Origin of the sequence: Parahaliea mediterranea (assembly GCF_003402235.1) — a bacterium.
In the GTDB taxonomy this organism is placed as follows: Bacteria; Pseudomonadota; Gammaproteobacteria; order Pseudomonadales; family Halieaceae; genus Parahaliea; species Parahaliea mediterranea.
Genome location: NZ_QEWO01000004.1, coordinates 187,651 through 208,503, shown reverse-complemented (window position 1 = coordinate 208,503; position 20,853 = coordinate 187,651). Strand labels below are relative to the sequence as shown.

At 65.4% G+C, this 20,853-nt stretch carries 15 protein-coding genes; 12 read left to right on the top strand and 3 right to left on the bottom strand.

Features of this window, described 5'->3' with window-relative positions:
• Window positions 1–8 precede the first annotated feature (8 nt).
• Complete coding sequence (locus DDZ17_RS13275; RefSeq protein ID WP_116367443.1) at window positions 9–1,502, bottom strand: M48 family metalloprotease; 1,494 nt, start codon at window positions 1,500–1,502, stop codon at window positions 9–11.
• A gap of 169 nt (window positions 1,503–1,671) precedes the next feature.
• Here DDZ17_RS13275 and DDZ17_RS13270 point away from each other — a divergent pair, with 169 nt between their 5' ends.
• The 5 genes from DDZ17_RS13270 (at window position 1,672) to aceF (ending at window position 10,605) form a co-directional block, all read left to right on the top strand.
• Window positions 1,672–1,905 (top strand): sulfurtransferase TusA family protein, encoded by a 234-nt coding sequence (locus tag DDZ17_RS13270; RefSeq protein ID WP_116367442.1) that lies wholly within the window; start codon window positions 1,672–1,674, stop codon window positions 1,903–1,905.
• A gap of 4 nt (window positions 1,906–1,909) precedes the next feature.
• A complete protein-coding gene (locus tag DDZ17_RS13265; RefSeq protein WP_116367441.1) occupies window positions 1,910–2,992 on the top strand; it encodes an AI-2E family transporter in 1,083 nt (360 codons plus the stop codon).
• Window positions 2,993–2,995: 3 nt separating this feature from the next.
• Window positions 2,996–5,860 carry an insulinase family protein gene (locus DDZ17_RS13260; protein WP_116367440.1) on the top strand — a complete coding sequence of 955 codons (2,865 nt, stop codon included), beginning with the start codon at window positions 2,996–2,998 and terminating at the stop codon, window positions 5,858–5,860.
• 297 nt (window positions 5,861–6,157) lie between these two features.
• Window positions 6,158–8,809 (top strand): pyruvate dehydrogenase (acetyl-transferring), homodimeric type, encoded by a 2,652-nt coding sequence (gene aceE / locus DDZ17_RS13255; RefSeq protein ID WP_116367439.1) that lies wholly within the window; start codon window positions 6,158–6,160, stop codon window positions 8,807–8,809.
• 32 nt (window positions 8,810–8,841) lie between these two features.
• Window positions 8,842–10,605 carry a dihydrolipoyllysine-residue acetyltransferase gene (aceF, locus tag DDZ17_RS13250; protein WP_116367438.1) on the top strand — a complete coding sequence of 588 codons (1,764 nt, stop codon included), beginning with the start codon at window positions 8,842–8,844 and terminating at the stop codon, window positions 10,603–10,605.
• 96 nt (window positions 10,606–10,701) lie between these two features.
• Here the strand turns inward: aceF and DDZ17_RS13245 are convergent, their stop codons facing one another.
• Both DDZ17_RS13245 and DDZ17_RS13240 read right to left on the bottom strand, forming a co-directional pair.
• A complete protein-coding gene (locus DDZ17_RS13245) occupies window positions 10,702–11,529 on the bottom strand; it encodes a metallophosphoesterase family protein (RefSeq protein WP_116367437.1) in 828 nt (275 codons plus the stop codon).
• On the bottom strand, window positions 11,526–12,509 hold the full coding sequence (locus DDZ17_RS13240) for a diacylglycerol/lipid kinase family protein (protein ID WP_116367436.1): 984 nt from the start codon (window positions 12,507–12,509) through the stop codon (window positions 11,526–11,528). Before DDZ17_RS13240 ends, DDZ17_RS13245 begins: the two co-directional genes overlap by 4 nt.
• A 163-nt stretch (window positions 12,510–12,672) precedes the next feature.
• On the opposite strand from DDZ17_RS13240, the gene DDZ17_RS13235 reads away from it, so the two are divergent.
• The 7 genes from DDZ17_RS13235 (at window position 12,673) to DDZ17_RS13205 (ending at window position 20,852) form a co-directional block, all read left to right on the top strand.
• Complete coding sequence (locus tag DDZ17_RS13235) at window positions 12,673–13,641, top strand: kinase (RefSeq protein WP_116367435.1); 969 nt, start codon at window positions 12,673–12,675, stop codon at window positions 13,639–13,641.
• Window positions 13,638–14,468, top strand: coding sequence for an HAD-IIB family hydrolase (locus DDZ17_RS13230; protein WP_241505883.1), 831 nt, complete (start codon window positions 13,638–13,640; stop codon window positions 14,466–14,468). Before DDZ17_RS13235 ends, DDZ17_RS13230 begins: the two co-directional genes overlap by 4 nt.
• A 12-nt stretch (window positions 14,469–14,480) precedes the next feature.
• Window positions 14,481–15,704, top strand: coding sequence for a glycosyltransferase family protein (locus DDZ17_RS13225; RefSeq protein ID WP_116367434.1), 1,224 nt, complete (start codon window positions 14,481–14,483; stop codon window positions 15,702–15,704).
• A gap of 4 nt (window positions 15,705–15,708) precedes the next feature.
• A complete protein-coding gene (locus DDZ17_RS13220) occupies window positions 15,709–17,472 on the top strand; it encodes a sugar phosphorylase (RefSeq protein ID WP_116367433.1) in 1,764 nt (587 codons plus the stop codon).
• 165 nt (window positions 17,473–17,637) lie between these two features.
• On the top strand, window positions 17,638–18,681 hold the full coding sequence (locus DDZ17_RS13215) for a hypothetical protein (RefSeq protein WP_116367432.1): 1,044 nt from the start codon (window positions 17,638–17,640) through the stop codon (window positions 18,679–18,681).
• A gap of 138 nt (window positions 18,682–18,819) precedes the next feature.
• Window positions 18,820–20,010 (top strand): enoyl-ACP reductase FabV, encoded by a 1,191-nt coding sequence (gene fabV, locus DDZ17_RS13210; RefSeq protein WP_116367431.1) that lies wholly within the window; start codon window positions 18,820–18,822, stop codon window positions 20,008–20,010.
• 5 nt (window positions 20,011–20,015) lie between these two features.
• Window positions 20,016–20,852 (top strand): MBL fold metallo-hydrolase, encoded by an 837-nt coding sequence (locus DDZ17_RS13205; protein ID WP_241505882.1) that lies wholly within the window; start codon window positions 20,016–20,018, stop codon window positions 20,850–20,852.
• Window position 20,853 lies beyond the last annotated feature (1 nt).

Below are 20,853 nucleotides of genomic sequence, written 5' to 3'. Positions count from 1 at the left end.
AAACCCGTTTAGCCTTCCATCTGCTGGCGCAGCTCGGCCACATCCCGCAGGCGCTGCTGGATTTTGGCGGTGGTGGGGTAGTCCTTGGTGGCCAGTTTCAGGGCGTAGTTCAGCTGCTTTTCCGCCTCGTCCAGAATGCCGTTCAGGATGAAGTACTCGGCTCTGGACTGGTGCAGCCCGACGATATTCCCGGACAGCCCCTGCACCTCGGCCAGCAGATACCACAGGCCCGGGTCGTTGGCCTTGCGCTTGCTCTGCTCAACCAGCACTTCTTCCGCCACATGAGCCTGCTGGTTGCGCATCAGTGCCTTGGCGTAGGTCATGGTCAGGGGGTGGTTGCCCGGTGAGCGCTTCAGTCGCTGGGCCAGCTTCTCGGCCGCTTTGCCCGGCTCGTTGCGGGCAATGTCGATTTCCGCGTCGGCAATAATATATTCCAGGCGGCTCGGGTTGCTGGACCAGATGCCATCCAGCTGCAGGGCGGCTTCGTCAATACGCCCGGCATCGGTCAGGGCCAGCACCAGACCGTACTGGGCCGCCTCGTGGGAGCGGCTGGTGCCATCCAGTTCGCTGCGAAACTTCTGCACTGCTTCTTCCGGGGTGTCTGCCAGTTGATTGGTGACGCGCGCCCGCATCAGCTGGTAGTCCAGGTTCACCTCGGCGGCCTGTTCGGGGTACTGGCGCGCGCGGTTGCGGGTGTCGGCAATGCGGTTTTCGCTGAGGGGGTGGGTGCGCAAAAATTCCGGCACCCGGTTGCCGCCGGCATAGCGGGTGGCCTGCAGCATGCGCTCAAACATGGCTGGCGCCGCGTGGGGGTCAAAGCCCGCCGCCGCCAGGGTCTGCATGCCCACCCGGTCTGCTTCTGCCTCGTTGCTGCGGCTGTAGCGCAGGGCGGAATCCTGGGCCGCGGCCTGGGCTGCCGACAGGGCCGCCATGCCGGCGTCGCCGCCGCCCGCCGCCAGCAGCACAAAGCCGGCCAGCATGGCGGCCAGGTTCAGGGGCTGTTGGTTCTGGGCAAACTCCACCCGGCGCGAGAAGTGGCGCTGGCTGAGGTGGGCAATCTCGTGGGCCAGTACGGTGGCCAGTTCGTCTTCGCTCTGGGCGTACAGCAGCAGGCCGTTGTTCACCCCGATCACGCCGCCGGGCACGGCAAAGGCGTTGATGTTGGGGTCGTCCACCACCACCAGTTCGATGCGGCGGTCCTTCAGCTCGCTGTGGGTGACCAGTTCATAGATGAGGTTTTCCAGGTACTCGAACAGCAGCGGGTCGTTCATGGTGGGCACCTGGCTGCGGAAAATACGCAGCCAGGTGCGGCCAAGCTGGTGTTCGTACTCGGCGGAGAACAGGCTGGTGCTGGCCTCGCCCAGGTTGGGCAGCTTCAGGTTTTCTGTACCCTGGCCCAGCGCCGGCAGGCACACCGCCCCGGCCAGCAGCGCGGGGCCGAGGCGTCGGGCGAGAAGGCGGGCAGGGTTACCGCGAAACAGCACGTGAGAAGTCAGTCCCATGGGTTCAGGTCGTTGGGCATTGTACGCCATGCACCGGGCACGGGGATACGCAGCCAGGGCCGCGCAGCTGTTGATTGTGAGTCGCCGGGCGGCAAAAAGTTCAGGCTCTGTTGGGTGTGCAGGGGCGAATGGCTATACTGGGCGCGCCCGAATAACTGGAAGCCCCTGGATGTCTCAAAGCGAAGTGCAGGAAGTGGACGCCACTGGCCTGCAGTGCCCCATGCCGCTGCTGATGGCCAAGCGGGCACTGAATGCCCTGGCCAGCGGCGAGCAGCTGCGCGTGCTGTCGACAGACCAGGGATCCTTGCGCGACTTTGAAGCCTTCTCCCGCCAGTCTGGCCATCATCTGCTGCAATCCGAGGATCGCGACGGTCTCTACATTCACCTGCTGCAGAAGGCCTGATTCGATGTTGGAGATTTTCCGCAAGTGGTACCGCCGCTACCTGTTCGAGGAGGAGTCCGTCCTGCTGCTGGTGCTGCTGACCCTGTCGGTGGTGCTGCTGATGACCATGGGCGACATTCTGGCGCCGGTGCTGGCGGCCATTGTGCTGGCCTATCTTATGCAGGGCCTGGCGGCCCAGTTGCAGCGCCACGGCCTGCCCCAGTGGGTGGGGGTGAGCGTGGCCTTTCTGGTGTTTGTGGGGGCCTTCTTCGGGTTCTTCCTCGGCCTGTTGCCGATGGCCTGGCGCCAGATGCTGGCGCTGGCCGGCGAAATGCCGCGCATGCTCGACCAGGGCCGGCAGCTGCTGGGGGTGCTGCCGGCGCGCTATCCGGAATTTTTCAGCCAGGCCCAGCTCAATCAGGTGGTGGGGGTGGCCCAGGCGGAAATCGCCGAATTCGGCCAGGCCCTGGTGACCCGTTCGCTGGCCAGCATTCCGGGCATTCTCACGGTGCTGGTGTATATGATCCTCATCCCCATCCTGGTGTTCTTCTTTCTCAAGGATCGCCAGCAGTTGCTGGCCTGGTGTGGCAGCTTCCTGCCGCAGGAGCGCCCCCTGCTGCGGCGGATCTGGAGTGAAATGAATACCCAGGTGGCCAACTACGCCCGCGGCAAGGTGCTGGAAATCCTCATCGTGGGCGCCACCAGCTACATCTGCTTTGCCTGGATGGGGCTGCGCTATTCGGCCCTGCTGGGCTTGCTGGTGGGGCTGTCGGTCATTATTCCCTACATCGGCGCGGCCCTGGTGACGCTGCCGGTTGTTATGGTGGCCTACTTCCAGTGGGGCTTTGGCAACGACTTCTATTACCTGGTGCTGGCCTATTTTGTGATTCAGGCGCTCGATGGCAATGTGCTGGTGCCGCTGCTGTTTTCAGAGGCCGTCAACCTGCACCCGGTGGCCATCATCATTGCGGTGCTGTTCTTCGGTGGCATCTGGGGGCTGTGGGGGGTCTTCTTCGCCATTCCCCTGGCCACCCTCATCAAGGCCATTATCCATGCCTGGCCCACCCGCGCGGACGATGCGCCGCCCCTTCAACAAACCACGGAGTAAAACATGCCGGTGAAAATCCTCTGGCGGGGCCTGCTGTCCCTGTTGCTTGTGTGTTCCCTGCTGCTGGCGGCCTGCGCCACCGGCCCCGCGCCCAGTGCAGCGATCACCCCGGCCAAGAGCCCCAACGACAAGCATGCCTACCGCCTGCTGACGCTGGACAACGGCCTGCAGGTGCTGCTGGTGTCGGACCCGAACACCCCCAAGGCGGCCGCCGCCCTGGATGTCGAGGTCGGCAGCGGTGACAACCCCGCTGGCCGCGGCGGCCTGGCGCACTTTCTGGAGCACATGCTGTTCCTGGGCACCGACAAGTACCCCGACCCGGCGGAGTACGAGGAGTTTGTGACCGAGCACGGCGGTTCCCGCAACGCCTACACCAGCTTCGAGCACACCAATTACTTCTTCGACATCAATGCCGCCTACCTGCCCCAGGCGCTGGACCGCTTTGCCCAGTTCTTCATTGCGCCGCGCTTTGATGCCGAGTATGTGGACAGGGAGAAGAACGCGGTTGAGGCCGAGTACCAGATGGGGCTGAAGAGCGACCCCCGGCGCGGCCTGGACGTATTGCAGGAAGTCATGAACCCGGCGCACCCCTTCAGCCAGTTTGCCGTGGGCAGCCTGGACAGCCTGGCGGATCGCCCCGGCGCCAGCATCCGCGACGAACTGCTGGCCTTCTACCACCAGCATTATTCGGCCAATGCCATGCGCCTGGTGGTGCTGGGCAGGGAATCCCTCGACGAACTTGAGGCGCTGGTCACACCCATGTTCTCGCCGGTGCCCAATCGCGACTACCAGCCGCCGGCCATTGATGCGCCACTGTTTACCGCCGAGCAGCTGCCGATGCTGGTGACCGTGAAGCCGCAGGCCACCCTGCGCCAGCTGGATGTGTCCTTCCCGGTGGCGGACTACCGCAGCGATTACGAAGTGCAGCCCCTGTCCTACCTCGGCAACCTGGTGGGGCACGAAGGGGAGGGCAGCGTGCTGTCGCAGCTCAAGGCAGAGGGCCTGGCGGAAAGCCTGTCGGCCGGCTCGGGCCTTGGCTGGCGTGGCGGCGCCCTGTTCAGCGTCAACGTGAACCTGACCGAGCGCGGCGTTGCCCAGTACCAGCGCGTGCTGCAAATCCTCTTTGCCTACCTCGACATGCTGCGCGAGCAGGGGCCGCAGCAAAGGCTGTACGATGAACAGGCGCAACTGGCGGCCCTGCGCTTTCGCTTCAAGGAAGACCCGGAGCCGATCAACTACGTGAGCAGCCTGGCCAGCGGCATGCACTACTTCAAGCCGGAGGATGTGCTGCAGGGCCCTTACCTGATGCGCGACTACCAGCCCGCCCTGCTGGGCGAGCTGCTGGCCTCGGTCACCCCGGAAAACGCCCTGGTGACACTCACCGATGAGGGCGTGCAGACGGATCAGGTCTCCAGCCACTACGAGGTACCTTATGCCAGGCGGCATGTGAACGCCGCCGCCCGGGCCGGCTGGCTCAGCCCGCAGGCCGAGCCGAACCTGCACCTGCCGGCGCCCAATGAATTCATCGCCGAAGACGTGGAACTGGTTGCGCTGCAGGAGCCGGTGCCGGACGTGCCCCAGCGGGTGCTTGAGCAGGGCCGCCAGACGCTGTGGTTCCTGCAGGATGCACAGTTCCGGCTGCCCAAGGGGGGCATCTACATCAACTTCCGCTCCCCTGAGGTGGGCCAGAGTGCCCGGCAAACCGCCGGTGCGGTACTCTACACCGCCCTGCTGCGCGATGCGGTGAACGAATTTACCTACCCGGCCCTGCTGGCGGGGCTCAACTTCGACCTGTACAAGCATGCCCAGGGCATCAGCCTGCGCATCAGCGGCTATACCGACAAACAGTCGCTGCTGCTGGCGCGCCTGCTGGACACCCTGCAGAAGCCCCAATTCGATGCGGCACGGTTTGCCAATATTCGCGCCGATATGATTCGCGGCCTGCAGAACACCGTGGCCAAGCGACCTTCGAACCAGGTGATTGACGACCTGCGCGAGGCGCTGCTGTATGGCGAGTGGGGCGAGCAGGACCTGATCGCCGCCCTGCAGGGCATGACACTGGCAGATGTGCAGGCCTATGCCGAGGCCTTCTGGCGCGGGGCCAGCGCCGAAACTCTCATGTACGGCAACTACCTGCCGGCCCAGGGCGACACCGTGGTGGCGCAGCTGGCGGCCCTGTTGCCGCAAGGCCCGGCGCCGGCACTGCCGCCCCTCAAAGTGCTCAAACTGGCCGCCGGTGAGGCCCTGCAACTGGCCGCCGATGTGCCCCATGACGATGCGGTGATTGCCTGGTACCTGCAGGGTGCCGGGGCAACCTGGCCCGACCGGGCCGCCACGGCCCTCACCGGCCAGATCATCAAGTCCGGCTTCTTCCAGCAGCTGCGCACCGAGCAGCAGCTGGGTTACGTGGTGGCGGCCCTGCCCTGGGCGCAGTTGGACGTACCCGGGCTGGTGTTGCTGATCCAGTCGCCCAGCGCCTCGGCGCCCGATGTGGCGGCGGCCATGGCGGCCTTTATGGCAGCGGTGCCGGAGGCGGTGACGCCGGAGCAGTTCGCGCGTCACCAGGCAGCCCTGGTTCACGAAATCACCAAGCCAGACAAGAACCTTTGGGAGCGGGCGGAGTTTTTCTGGCAGTCCATTGCCAAAAAGCAGTACGCCTTTGATGGCCGCAGCCAGCTGGCCAGCGCGGTGCAGGCGCTGGATTTGGCGGGCTGGCAGGCCTATTACCAGCGCGAGTTCCAGCACCACAACCGCTCCCTGCAGGCTGTGGCGCCAGGCCGCTGGGGCAAACTGCCGGCTGGCGCGGACAGGGTTTTCCAGCACCCTGCGGCCATTAAGGACGGGCATGCGGCCTACGTGATCGAGTAGGGCGCTTATGTAAATTTACTACAGCAAAAATGGCGAAAAGCCCCGCGTTGCCCCGCAGCGCGGGGCTTTTTTTCGACGGTTGGGCAGGTTTTAATCATTCTAAAATGGAACCAATGTTCCAATTCGCTGCGTCATGCGGTAGTATTTTTACATTCCGGTGCGCGAGGCCGGTTATTATTTAGGCAAAAACATCCCCGTCGCCTATACTTCCGGGACGCGTTGCGGCACTTGAGTGTCAAATTAGAATTTAGTGTTTCGCGCAGCGGCCGGCACAATGACACAGGAGCGATACCGCTTATGACCGAAGATAAGGATCCCATTGAAACCCGGGAGTGGCTGGAAGCACTGGATGCCGTACTGAAATACAGCGGCCCGGATCGGGCCAGCTGGTTGTTGCGGGAACTGGCCAAGCACGCCACCGAGACCGGCGTGCGCCTGCCGCCGGCAATCACCACCCCCTTCCGCAACACCATCGCGCCGGCCGACGAAAAGCTGATGCCGGGCGACCTGTTCATGGAGCGCCGCATTCGCTCGCTGGTGCGCTGGAACGCCCTGGCCATGGTGATGCGCGCCAACGACAACGACGAGGGCCTGGGCGGGCATATCTCCAGCTTCTCCTCCAGCGCCACCCTCTACGATGTGGGCTTTAACTACTTCTTCCGCGGCACCAACAACGGCCACCCCGGCGACCTGGTGTTCTACCAGGGCCACAGTGCGCCGGGCATGTACGCCCGCTCTTACCTGGAGGGGCGTTTGTCGGAAGAGCAACTCGACAACTTCCGCCGCGAGGTGGACGGCAATGGCCTGTCCTCCTACCCCCACCCCTGGCTGATGCCCGACTACTGGCAGTTCCCCACGGTGTCCATGGGGCTCGGGCCCATCCAGGCGATCTACCAGGCCCATGTGATGAAATACCAGCAGAGCCGCGGCCTGCTGGACCACAGCGACCGCAACGTGTGGTGCTTCATGGGCGATGGCGAGTGCGACGAGCCGGAATCCCTGGGCGCCATTTCCATGGCCGGCCGCGAAAAGCTGGGCAACCTGATTTTTGTGGTCAACTGCAACCTGCAGCGCCTGGACGGCCCGGTGCGCGGCAACGGCAAAATCATCCAGGAGCTGGAAGGCGTGTTCCGCGGCGCCGGCTGGGATGTGAAAAAAGTCATCTGGGGCCGCAAGTGGGACCCGCTGCTGGAGCGCGATGAATCCGGCCTGTTGCAACAGCGCATGGATGAGGTCTGCGACGGCGAGCTGCAGAACTACAAGTACAATGGCGGCGCCTACACCCGCGAGCACTTCTTCGGCAAATACCCGGAAACGCTCAAGCTGGTGGAAGACTTGTCCGACGACGACATCATGTACCTCAACCGCGGCGGTCACGACCCCTACAAGGTGTACGCCGCCTATGCCGAGGCGGTGGCCCAGCACGAGCGCCCCACGGTGATTCTGGCGATGACAGTGAAGGGTTACGGCACCGGTGAGGCGGGGGAGGCCAACAACGAGACCCACTCCCTGAAAAAGCTGGACATGGACAGCCTCAAGGCCTTCCGCGACCGCTTTGGCATTCCCATCTCCGACGCCGAGCTGAAGAATGTGCCCTACTACCGCCCGGCCCCGGACAGCCCGGAAATGCGCTACATGAAGCAGCGCCGCGAAGAGCTGGGCGGCCTGATCCCGGCGCGGCGTGCCAAGCCGGAGTTGCTCAACACCCCGGCCCTGGCCACCTTCGACAACCAGCTCAAAGGCAGTGGCAAGCGGGAGATTTCCACCACCATGGCCTTTGTGCGGATTCTCTCCGCCCTGGTGAAGGACAAGGAAATCGGCGAGCGCGTGGTGCCCATCGTGCCCGACGAGGCCCGCACCTTCGGCATGGAGGGCATGTTCCGCCAGCTGGGCATTTACTCCTCGGTGGGCCAGCGCTACACGCCCCAGGACGCTGGCCAGATCATGTTCTACAAAGAGGACAAGAAGGGCCAGATTCTGGAAGAGGGCATCAACGAAGCCGGCGCCTTCTCCGCCTGGCTGGCGGCGGCGACCTCCTACAGCACCAGCAACTACCCGATGGTGCCGTTCTACATCTTCTATTCCATGTTCGGCTTCCAGCGCATTGGCGACCTGGCCTGGGCCGCCGGCGACAGCCAGGCACGGGGTTTTCTGATTGGCGCCACGGCCGGGCGCACCACCCTGAACGGCGAGGGCTTGCAGCACCAGGACGGCCACAGCCACCTGCTGGCCAGCACCATTCCCAACTGCGTCAGTTACGACCCGGCCTACGCCTTTGAGCTGGCGGTGATCGTCCAGGACGGCCTGCGCCGCATGTACCAGGAGGGCGAAAACAAGTTCTATTACATCACCACGATGAACGAGAACTACCTGCAGCCGGAAATGCCCCAGGGCGCGGAAGAGGGCATTGTGAAGGGCATGTACCTGCTCAAGCGCGGGCCGAAGAAAAAGGGCCTGCGGGTGCAGTTGATGGGTGCCGGCACCATTTTGCGCGAAGTGGAAGCCGCGGCGGACATCCTGGAGCAGGACTACAAAGTGCAGTCCGATATCTGGAGCCTCACCAGCGTCAACGAACTGCAGCGCGAGGGTAAATCCGCCCTGCGCTGGAACATGCTGCACCCGGAGGACACCCCGCGGGTGCCTTATATTACCGAGCAGCTTGAAGGCCACGAGGGGCCGGTTGTGGTGGCCACTGACTACATGAAGTCCTACACCGACCAGTTGCGGGAGTTTGTGCCGGGGCGCTACGTCACCCTGGGTACCGACGGTTTCGGGCGCTCCGACACGCGCGCCAAACTGCGCCGCTTCTTCGAGGTGAGCCGGGAATACATCGTGGTGGCCGCGCTGAAAGCGCTGGTCGACGAAGGCCAGTTGGAGGCCGGGGTAGTGGTGGAAGCCATGCGCGCCCTGGGAGTGTCTCCCGACAAGGTGGATCCGCTGTCCGTCTGAACCGATAGCGACCCGAATACAAGGAGACAGTCATGGCAAAACAACAAGTGAATGTACCGGACATCGGCGGTGCCGAGGGTGCCGAGGTCATCGAGATACTGGTGGCGGTGGGCGACACCATCGAGGTGGAGCAGAGCCTGATCGTGCTGGAGTCCGACAAGGCGTCGATGGAAATCCCCGCCAGTCACGCCGGCACCGTGGCCGAGATACTGGTGGCGGTGGGCGACGAGCTGGCCGAGGGCTCCGCCATTCTGGTGCTGGAAAGCGACAGTGAGGGCGAGGGCGCCAGCGAGGGTGAGAGCGCCAACGCAAGCCCCGAGCACAGCGACAGCCAGGGCGATACTGGCGAAGAGCCGCGCAGCGAAGCCAGCGCCCAGGACGAGAGCGCTGGCGACGATGGCGAGACCGGCAACGGCGAGGCCTCAGCCGCATCGGCGCAGGACGGCGCCCAGCGCGAGGTGGTGGTGAGCGTGCCGGATATCGGCACCGACGACGCCGTGGACCTGATCGAAATCAGCGTTGCGGTGGGCGATACCGTGGCCGAGGGCGACTCGCTGGTGGTGCTGGAGTCCGACAAGGCCTCCATGGAAGTACCTTCCACCGATGCCGGCGAAGTGCTGGAGATTCTGGTGAAGGAAGGCGCCAGCGTGCGCCAGGGCGACGACCTGGTGAAGCTCAAGGTCAGCGGCGCCAGCCAGCCGGCCGGCGCCAATGACAGTGCAAAAGACGGTGCGAACGACAGCGCAAAGGACGGTGCAAAGGACGGTGCAAAAGACGGCGAAAAGGACAGCACGCCGGCCAAATCCGCCGCCAGCGCGCCGGCCCCTGCAACGAAAGCCCAGGCCCGGGCCAGCCAGGCCCCCGCTGCCAAAGGCGATGCGGACAAGGGCAAGGGCGGCCCGGTTTACGCTGGCCCCGCGGTGCGCAAACTGGCCCGCGAACTGGGCGTGGAGCTGGATCGGGTCAGCGGCAGCGGCCCTCGCCAGCGCATCCTGAAGGAAGACGTGCAGGCCTTTGTCAAAACCGCGCTAAGCACCGGCCCGGCTGCCACCGGTGGTGCCGGTATCCCGCCGGTGCCCGAGGTGGACTTTGCCGCCTTCGGCGAAGTGGAGGTGGTGGGGCGCAGCAAGATGGACAAGGTTACCGCCGCCAACATGCAGCGCAACTGGCTGAACGTGCCCCATGTGACCCAGTTTGACGAGGCGGACATCACCGACCTGGAAGCCTTCCGCAAGGAGCTGAAGGGCGAGGCGGAAAAGCGCGGCACCAAGCTGACGCCCATGCCCTTTTTGCTCAAGGCCTGCGCCGTGGCCCTCAGGGACAATCCCAAGTTCAACGCCTCCCTGTCCGTCGATGGCGAAAGCCTGGTGTACAAAAAGTACATCCACATCGGCATGGCAGTGGATACCCCGGCGGGCCTGCTGGTGCCGGTGATTCGCGACGTCGACCAGAAGTCCCTGTGGGAGCTGGCCGAGGAGGTGCTGGACATGGCCGGCAAGGCCCGCGACCGCAAACTCAAGCCGGCCGACATGCAGGGCGGCTGCTTCACCATCTCCAGCCTGGGCGGCATTGGCGGCACCGGCTTTACCCCCATCGTCAACGCGCCGGAGGTGGGTATCCTTGGCGTGTCGCGGGCGGATGTGAAGCCAGTGTGGAACGGGCAGGAATTTGTGCCGCGCACCCTGATGCCGGTGGGTCTGTCCTACGACCATCGGGTCATCAACGGCGGCGATGCTGGCCGCTTCTGCACCCAGCTGGTGGGCCTGCTCGGCGACATTCGCAAGCTGCTGTTCTAGGCCGCAACGCTGTTGCTGCATTATCGGGGGCGCCAATCGGCGCCCCTGTTTTTTGGGCTTTATTTGCAGCTGACGCCGGATTGGCAGTTGAGTCGATCAGCCTGCGGTGTCGGTAAAGGCCAGGTCGTGCTGTGCGACCACGGTAAAGGCGCCGTCCTGTTCGCTGTAGTCCCAGCGCTCCACGCAGCAGCGGCGGTGGCGGCAGGCAGTTTTGGCGGCGTTGCCCGCGGCATCGTAACGAATCAGGTTCACCGAGTTGGGCACCGCCCCGCGCACGCGGCGCGACAGTGCGGTGCCGGCCTGGGCCGTCCAGGCCTGGCGCTGTCCGCTGCCTGCCAGTGGCTGCACGTAGGGCAGGTGAATGTGGCCGGCCACCAGCAGATCCATGCCGGCGTCCACCCAGGCCGGCACGGCCACGTCGCGCCCGATCAGCAGGTTGTCGAGATCCGACGGCTCCTGCGCGCGAACCGGGTGATGCTGCATCACAATACGCAGCTGGCCGGCATCGGCGCGGCGCAGGCGCGCAGCCACCTGCGCCACCTGTTCGGCGGAGACTTCGCCGTCCACGTGGCGCGCCGGCCGGCTGGAGTTCACCCCCAGCACCAGTAGCGACGCGCTCTCAAAGGTGGGGGCCAGGTTTTCGCCCAGCGCCCGCCGGTAGTTGCCGTAGGGGTTCAGCAGGCGGGCGGCGAGGTTGAACAGGGGGATGTCGTGATTGCCAGGCACTGCGACTACCGGCGCGGGCAGCGCCGCCATAAACTGCCGGGCAGCGGCAAACTGGGAGCGCCGGGCGCGCTGGGTGATGTCGCCGCTGAGCAGCACCACCTCGGGGGCCTGGCGAGCGGCAAAATCCAGCAGGGCGCGCTGCACCGCCGGCTGCTCGGTGCCAAAGTGAGGGTCGGACAGGTGCAGTACGGTGTTCACTCTGCCGCCGTGGCCGTGGTGGTGTGCGGCACCAGCAGGGGCAGGGCGTTGGGGGCGGCGCGAAAGCGCAGCGGCAGCCGCATCCGCGATACCTCGCCGTCCAGTGCCACCTTGATGCTGCGCTGGCGCCGGCGGCAGATCTGCATGCCGGTAAAGGCGAAGCTTTCCAGGTTCTCCGCGCTGCCCAGGCGCCTTGCCATGCCGCGCAACAGCAGGCCGTAAAGCGCCAGAGTGCCGATGGGGCGCACCACCATCGCCGCCAGCTTGCCGCCGTGCAGGGCGTCGCCGAGGTCCACCCCGATGTGCTCCAACTGCAGGGCGTTGTTGCCAACCACCAGTGATACGGTGCGCAGGGCGCGCCGCTGCCCGGCCACCTCCGCCTCTACAGTCAGCACCCGGTGGGCCCGGCTGAGAGTGGCCAGGGCCGAGATCAGCGCCACCACCCGGCTGCGCCCGAGCTGGCTTTTGTAGGCCTCGCGGTCTTCCAGCAGGCGCGGGTACAGGCCCAGGCTGGCATTCACCAGAAACAGCTGGTCGTTGAGAAAGCCGGCATGCACCGGCCGGATGGTGGCATCCAGCAGGCTGCGGGCGGCGGCCTCGGTGTCTTCGGGAATCTGGTGGGTGCGGGCAAAGTAGTTGAAGGTGCCCTGGGGGATCACCCCGAGGGGAATGCCGGTGCCGGCCAGCGCCTGGCAGACGGTATTCAAGGTGCCATCGCCACCGGCCACCACCACAATGCCACCGTCTTTTTGCGCCTGGGTCGCCGTGTCCCGCGCGGTGGCGGGCAGCCGCGCGCCATCGCTGATGGCAATAAACTCAAACTGGCGGCCGGCCGCTTCCAGCACCGAGGCAATGATGTCCCGGCTTTTGTCACTGTCCTGGTGGCCCGAGCCGCTGTTGCTGACAATGTAGATGGGTCGCTCAGTCAGCGGCAGGTGGGGTTCGGTCAGCGACAGGGCCGTGGCATCGGGTGTACTCATGGCCTGAAATTAACCCAATTGGCATGCTCCTGCCAGCGCCGTTTGAGCGTGTTGTCTGGGCGTGTCGTTGAGCGCCTGGCCGAGAGGCGCGCGTACAGGCCGGCACCGATTGGCATGAAAACTGCTCTTGGAATACCGTGTATGGCAAGACAGCGAGAAGGAGATGACACCGGTGGCTGAAGCGCCCGCAGCGCCCCCCCTCGCCTGGCAGGCGGACTTCCTGCGGCGGCACCAGTTGGGGGCGGCCTATCTGGCCACTGCCCGCAAGTGGTTCGACCCGCTGGTAACGCGCCTGTGCTTGCACCACAAGGGTGCGCAGGGGACGTTGATGGTGGGCATTAATGGGTGCCAGGGCTCGGGCAAAACCACTCTGGTGGATTACCTCGCCCATGCCCTGGCGGCGGGTGGCCTGCACTGTGTCAGCCTGTCGCTGGACGACTTCTACCTCACCCGCGCCGAGCGCCAGGCCCTGGCCGCGGCGGTGCACCCGCTGCTGGCCACCCGCGGCGTGCCCGGCACCCACGACATGCCGCTCATGCAGCGTTGCCTGCAGCGCCTGAAGGCCGGCGACCTGAGCGAGCAGCACCCGCTGCACCTGCCGCGCTTTGACAAGGCCATGGATGACCGCAGCCCGCCAACACAGTGGCTCACTGTCAACCAGCCGGTGGACATTGTGCTGTTTGAAGGGTGGTGCCTGGGGGTGGATGCCCAGCCCGACGATGCCCTGCTGGCACCGGTGAATGACCTTGAGCGCGCGGAGGATCCCGACGGCCGCTGGCGCGTAGCGGTGAACGCCGTGCTGGCGCGGGACTTTGGGCCAGTGCATGCCCTGGTGGATGTGTGGGTGATGCTGGCGGCCCCGTCCTTTGCCTGCGTGCAGCGCTGGCGCCAGGAGCAGGAGGACAAGCTGCGCCAGCGCCTGGGCAGCGGCGCGCTTGACCCAAGCGCCTCGGATCACGGCGCCTTGGATTGCAGCACTCGGGACCACAGCATGACCCCGGCCCAGGTGGCCCGCTTCATCCAGCACTATCAGCGCCTCACCGAATGGTCACTGGCCACCCTGCCGGGCTGCGTGGACGAACTGTTCACGCTGGATGACCAGCGGCACATCCTCGTCGGAGGTACCCGGTGACGATACCCGCAGCCACCCGGCTGGTGTTTACCGACCTCGACGGCACTCTGCTCGACCACCACAACTACAGCTACGCCGACGCCATGCCGCGCCTGCGCGCGCTGGAGCGCATGGGCATTCCCGTGATGCCGGTAACCAGTAAAACCCGGGCGGAGATCGAACAGCTGCGCAGCGAGCTGGGCAACCGCCACCCCTTTGTGGTGGAAAACGGCGCGGCGGTGTTCATCCCCGAGGGGTATTTTGCCCAGGCGCCCGCCGGCACCCGCGCCTACGACGGCTACTGGGTGCGCGAATTCGCGCCGCCGCGCTCGCGCTGGCTGGAGCTGCTGGCATCCATGGAGGCCGCCTATTCCGGCGAGTTCTCCAGCTTCTTCCGCCTTGGCACCCGGGGCATCATGGCATTGACCGGCCTGCCCGAGGCCCGGGCCCGCCAGGCTAACCAGCGCGAATACAGCGAACCGGTGCACTGGATTGGCCGCGAATCGCGCAAGCAGCGCTTTCGGGCAGACCTCGAAGCAGCCGGGGCCACGGTGCTGCAGGGCGGGCGCTTTCTCGCCGTGAGCGGCAACACCGACAAGGGCCGCGCCCTGCGCTGGCTGCGCGGCTGCTTCCCGGCACCGGTAACGGATCTGGCCGCCGGCGACAGCGGCAACGACAGCGCCATGCTGGAAGCGGCCGAAACCGCGCTGCTGGTGCGCTCCCCCGCCCATGCCTTCCCCAGCCTGCAACGTTCGGAGGGCGTGATACGCAGCCGCGCGATGGGCCCGGCCGGCTGGGCCGAAGGTGTGGCCCGCTGGCTGGATGGCCCCGTCGGCAATGGCAAATAAGGAGAACTGACCATGGGTGACTTCTACCAGAACGGCATCATCACCACCCTGCACAACATGGCCGACCGGCCGCTGGAGGCCATGGAAGCGGAGCTGGTGCGCTTTGCCAGGCGCCGGCCCATGGGGCTGATTCTGCCCTCGCTCTACTCGGAGCTGGAGGGCGAGGCCCTGCCAGGGATTGTCGATCACCTGCGGCAGGTGCCCTACCTCTCGCAGATTGTGGTGGGGCTGGACCGGGCCGACGAAAGTCAGTACCGCAGCGCGCTGGCGTTTTTCTCCCGCCTGCCGCAGCACCACCGGGTGCTGTGGAACGACGGCCCGCGGCTGCGCGCGCTGGACGAAGAACTGCAGCGCTTTGACCTGGCGCCGCGGGAACTGGGCAAGGGGCGCAACGTCTGGTACTGCATGGGCTACACCCTGGCGTCCCAGCGGGCGGAGTCGGTTGCCCTGCACGACTGCGACATTCTCACCTACGACCGCGCCCTGCTGGCGCGGCTGATCTACCCGGTGGCCCACCCCCAGTTCAACTACGAGTTCTGCAAGGGCTTTTACGCCCGGGTGGCGGACGGCAAAATCAACGGGCGCGTGAGCCGCCTGCTGGTAACCCCGCTGCTGCGCGCCCTGAAGAAAACCCTCGGCGACATGGAATTCATCGAGTACATGGACAGCTTCCGCTACCCGCTGGCGGGGGAGTTTTCCTTCCGCCGCGACGTGCTCATCGACATTCGCATCCCCAGCGACTGGGGGCTGGAAATTGGCGTGCTGTCGGAGATGTACCGCAACTACGCCAACAACCGCCTGTGCCAGGCGGACATCGCCGATGTGTACGATCACAAGCATCAGGACCTGTCGGCGGAGGATGCCAGCCAGGGGCTGTCCAAAATGTCCACCGATATCGCCAAGGCCCTGTTTCGCAAGCTGGCCACCCGCGGCGTCACCTTCAACACCGAGACCTTCCGCTCCTTGAAGGCCACCTACTACCGCATTGCCCTGGACTTTGTGGAGACCTACCACAACGACGCGGTGATGAACGGGCTCACCCTCGACATTCACAACGAGGAAAAGGCCGTGGAACTGTTTGCGGAGAACATTATGAAGGCCGGCGAAGCCTTTTTGGCCCGGCCCATGGAGCGTCCCTTCATTCCCAGCTGGAGCCGGGTGGAGAGCGCCATCCCCGACATTCTCGAACGCCTGCTGGACGCGGTGGAGCAGGACAACAGCGACTACGCGGGGTGAACTGATGCAGCAAGGCGATAACCTGCCCACCCTGCGCGACAGGGTGGAGCAACACCTGCAGTCCATCTATCGTGATGTGCCCCTGCCGGTAGCGCCTGCCACCCTGGCCGGGGAACTGCTGGCGCTGATGGGCCTGGCGGCCGAGCAGAGCCCCCCGCCCCAGCACACTAATCACTGGAGCCAGTGCGATACCGTCCTCATCACCTATGGCGACAGCCTGCTGGCCGAGGGCGAAAAACCGCTGGTGACCCTCAAGCGCTTTCTGGATGAGCACAGTGACGGGCTGCTGAGCGCGGTGCACATTCTGCCCTTTTACCCCTGGAGTTCCGACGATGGCTTTGCGGTGCTGGATTATTCCAGCGTCAACGAGGCGCTGGGCGACTGGGGCGACATTGGCGCCATTGCCGAGGGTTACGACCTGATGGCCGACCTGGTGATCAACCACTGTTCCAGCCGCAGCCTGTGGTTCGAGAACTTCCTCAAGGGGCAGGCGCCCGGCAGGGGCTATTTTTTTACCGCCTCGCCGGCGGATGACCTGTCCGCCGTGGTGCGCCCGCGTACTTCGCCGCTACTGAAGGAAGTGCAAACCAGCGAGGGCACCCAGTACGTCTGGTGTACCTTCAGCCACGACCAGGTGGATCTGGATTTTCGCAACCCGGATGTACTGAAACAGTTTGTCAGCATCGTGCGCCACTACCTCGATAAGGGCGTGCGCCTCTTCCGCCTGGATGCGGTGGCCTTTTTGTGGAAGGTGCCCGGCACAAGCTGCCTGAACCTTGAGCAGACCCACGAAGTGGTGCGCCTGCTGCGCACCCTGGTGGAGCACGCGCGGGCCGATGCGGTGCTGATCACCGAGACCAACATCCCCAACCGCGAGAACCTGGCCTATTTCGGCAACGCCAACGAGGCCCACTGCGTTTACAACTTCTCCCTGCCGCCGCTGCTGCTGAATACCCTGGTGACCGGCGATTGCGGCTATCTCAAACAGTGGGTGATGAGCATGCCGCCGGCCCAGAATGGCACCGCCTACTTCAATTTCATTGCCTCCCACGACGGCATTGGCCTGCGCCCGGCGGAGGGGCTGCTGTCGGATGACGAACTGGACAGTCTGATTGCCACCATGCAGTCCTTCGGCGGGCATGTGTCCTACCGGGCGCTGGAAGACGGCGCCAGCCGCCCCTACGAAATCAACATTGCCCTGGTGGATGCCCTGCAGGGCACCGTGGCCGGCCCCGATGGCTGGGCGCTGGAGCGCTTTGTCTGCGCCCACGCCATCATGCTTGGCCTGGAGGGCATTCCCGGCCTTTACCTGCACAGCCTGCTCGGCACCCACAACGACCACCAGCGGGTGGAGAACACCGGCCATGCCCGGGCCATCAATCGCCACCAGTGGCGCCTGGCGCACCTGCAGGCTGTGCTGGATGATCCGCGCAGCAGCCACAGCCGCATTTTTGCCCGCCTTAAAGCCCTGCTGGCCATCCGCCGCAGGCAGGCCGCCTTTCACCCCAACGCCACCCAGTTCACCCTGCACCTGGGCAGCGCCATTTTCGGCGTCTGGCGCCAGAGCTTGGACCGCCGCCAGAGCATCTTCTGTCTCTCCAACATCAGTGCCGAGCCCCAGCCGCTGAACCTGATGGACATCAACCTGATCGACGCCCACGCCTGGCAGGACCTGATCAGCGGCGAAGTATTCGAGCATCACGACCAGCAATTGATGCTGGCGCCCTACCAGACTTTGTGGATCAGCAACCTGCCCAACCACTATTGAGCGGGTAAATGTATAAAAATTGTAATAATTCCCGGAGTTGGTCCACACTGCCATAGGTCCCTTGAGCTTGGGCTGGTTCAATGCAGCCTCTATCCGATCAACGGTTTTTATGGAGGGAATCCATTGAGCATCATGCTACGCGCTGCTGCACTAATCAGCCTTGTGATGCCCGCTGCTGTCTGGGGGCAAGCATTCAGCGAGACATTCGATACGCCCGGCACCTACAGCTACACGGTGCCCGACAACGTATCGGAACTCGAGTTGGAGGTCGCCGGCGGGGATGGCGGTGGTGGCAGCGGCGGTTCGGCGTCGTCCTCTGCATTTGTGTTTTTCGGCTCCGTGATTCGCGAGACCACCGCCACCGGTGCTGCGGGGGGCGATGGCGCCCTGGGTGAGCAGGTCACCCAGACCCTGGCAGTGACTCCCGGTGAGGTGATCACCATTGTCGTGGGCGATGGTGGCGAGGGCGGCGGCCAGTCCAACGGCGAATTCCCGCCCGAGCCCACCCCGGCGGGGGCGGGCGGTGCCGGCGACCCCGCTGGCGACCCGGGCAGCCCGTCCTCCGGCGGCTATGCCGACATGGGCCTGATTTCCGGCGGCGGCGGTGGCGCCGGCGGCACCAGCAGCGTTGTTGCGGGCGCTGGCCGCGTGCAGGCCCTGGGCGGTGCTGGCGGCGGCGGGGGTGGGGGTGCTTATGCCCTGGACACCGAAACAAGCCAACTCGTTTTCGCCGGCACACCCGCCCAGGGCGCCAGCGCGGGGGGCGTGGGCGGCAACTGCGCGGGCTACGTCAACCCCCTGTTCATGTCAGCCAGTATCGCCCCGGGTCAACTGAACCAGGTGTGCCAGGTGCACCCCGACGGCAGCCTGTACCAGCCCGACACGCCCGAGCACGGTGGCACCGGCGCCCCCGGCTTCACCGGCCGCGGCGATGCGGCGGGCACCGGCGGGGCAGGTGCCCCCACCGTTACCGGCGGCGAGCGCCAGGATGTTCCGGGGCTCCCCGTACCGATCTATGTTCGCCACAGTAATGGTGAGGCGGGCCAGGGCGGGGCCCCGGGCTACGTGATTTTGCGGGGGGTGGTGACTGAACCGGAACCTGCCCCCGCTCCCCACCAGGACGTGCGCCCTGTGCCGGCCGTTCCTTTGCCCTTCCTGCTGCTGGGGGTGTTGTTGCTGGCCGGACTGGGAATGGGGCGTCTGCGCTAGGGGTATGGCTGCGCAAAGAGGCTGCGCGCGTTAGGGGACTGCCCGCAGGGCATCCCCGTGCTAGACTTTGCCGTCCCGGGGTGGGCGCGCTTGGCGCCCCCCTGGCTTCACTTTCAAACGGGATGTCAGTCACGCACCATGATTATCAAGCCACGCGTTCGCGGTTTCCTCTGCACTACCACCCACCCCGTCGGTTGCGACGCCAATGTGCGCCAGCAGATCGACTACGTGAAGGCCCAGGGGCCCATCGACAATGGCCCCAAAAAGGTGCTGGTGATCGGTGCCTCCACCGGTTACGGCCTGGCCTCCCGCATCAGCGCCGCCTTCGGCGCCGGTGCCGCCACCCTCGGCATCTTCTTCGAGAAAGAGGGCACCGAGAAAAAGCCCGGCACGGCCGGCTGGTATAACTCCGCCGCCTTCCACAAGTACGCCGAGGCCGACGGCCTCTACGCCAAAAGCATCAACGGCGATGCCTTCTCCGACGAGATCAAACAAAAGACCATCGATACCATCAGGGCCGACCTCGGCCAGGTGGACCTGGTGGTCTACTCCCTGGCCGCCCCGCGCCGCCAGCACCCGGTGACCGGGGTGGTACACAGCTCCACCCTCAAGCCCATCGGCAGCGACACGGTGCAAAAGGGCGTCAACACCGACAAGGGCGAGATCCAGGACTTTCACCTGGAGGCCGCCAGCCAGGAGGAAATCGACAACACCGTGGCGGTGATGGGCGGTGAAGACTGGCAGATGTGGATCGAGGCCCTGGACGAGGCCGGTGTGCTGGCCGAGGGCGCCAAAACCACCGCCTATACCTACATCGGCGAGAAGATCACCTGGGACATCTACTGGCACGGCACCATCGGCGCAGCCAAGAAGGACCTGGACAAGCGGGTGGTGGCCATTCGCGAGCGGCTCGCGGCCAAGGGTGGCGATGCCCGCGTCTCGGTGCTCAAGGCCGTGGTAACCCAGGCCTCTGCGGCCATTCCGGCCATGCCCATCTACCTGGCTATTCTGTTCAAGGTCATGAAGGAACAGGGCGTGCACGAAGGCTGCATCGAGCAGGTCGATGGCCTGTTCCGCGACTCCCTCTACAATGCGGCGCCGCAGCGGGATCAGGAAGGGCGCCTGCGCGCCGACGGCAAGGAACTGGCGCCGGCCGTACAGCAGGCGGTGGCGGATATCTGGGATCGCATCAGCACCGAGAACCTAACCACCGAGTCCGACTTTGACGGCTACCGGCGGGAGTTTCTGCGCCTGTTCGGCTTTGAGATCGACGGTGTCGATTACGAGGCCGACGTGGACCCTGTGGTGCCAATCAGCAACCTGGCCTGATTGCCATGCTCGAACACGGCATTCCCTACGCCTTAAGCCCCCGGGTGCGCCGCCTGGTGGCGCCCAACCCGGGCATGATGACCGGCCCCGGCACCAACACCTACCTGCTTGGCCACGAGCAGGTGGCGGTGCTGGACCCGGGCCCGGCCATCGAGGAGCACATCGAGGCCATACTGGCAGCGGGGGCCGGCAAAATCCGCTGGATCGTCTGCACCCACACCCACCCGGATCACTCCCCCGCCTGGCAGGCCCTGGCCACCGCCACCGGCGCCGAGGTGCTGGGGGCGCTGCCGGCGGATGACCGCTTCCAGGACGATACCTTTGCGCCCACCGTTCAACTGCAACACGACTTTGTGCTGCAAACCCCGGAATTCAGCCTGCGCGCCCTGCACACCCCCGGCCACGTCAGCAACCACTTCTGCTTTTTGCTGGAAGAGGAGGGCATGCTGTTCGCCGGCGATCACATCATGAAGGGCTCCACCGTGGTGATCGTGCCGCCGGGGGGCGACATGAAGGCCTACATCGCCTCCCTGGAACTGCTGCTGGACTACCCCCTGCAGTGCATTGCCCCCGGCCACGGCGATGTGATTGCCGACCCCCGGGCCGAGGTGGCCCAACTGGTGGAGCACCGCCTGCGGCGCGAGCGCAAAGTGCTGGCAGGTTTGCAGCAACTGGGCCGGGCCGATGCCGACGCCCTGGTGAAAGTGGTTTACGACGACGTGGACAGCAGCCGCCACGAGTGGGCCAAATTGTCGATGGCCGCCCACCTGATCAAGCTGCGCCAGGAACAGCGGGCCACACAGCACGAGGACGGCAGCTGGGAGCCGGCCACTTCGGCCTAAC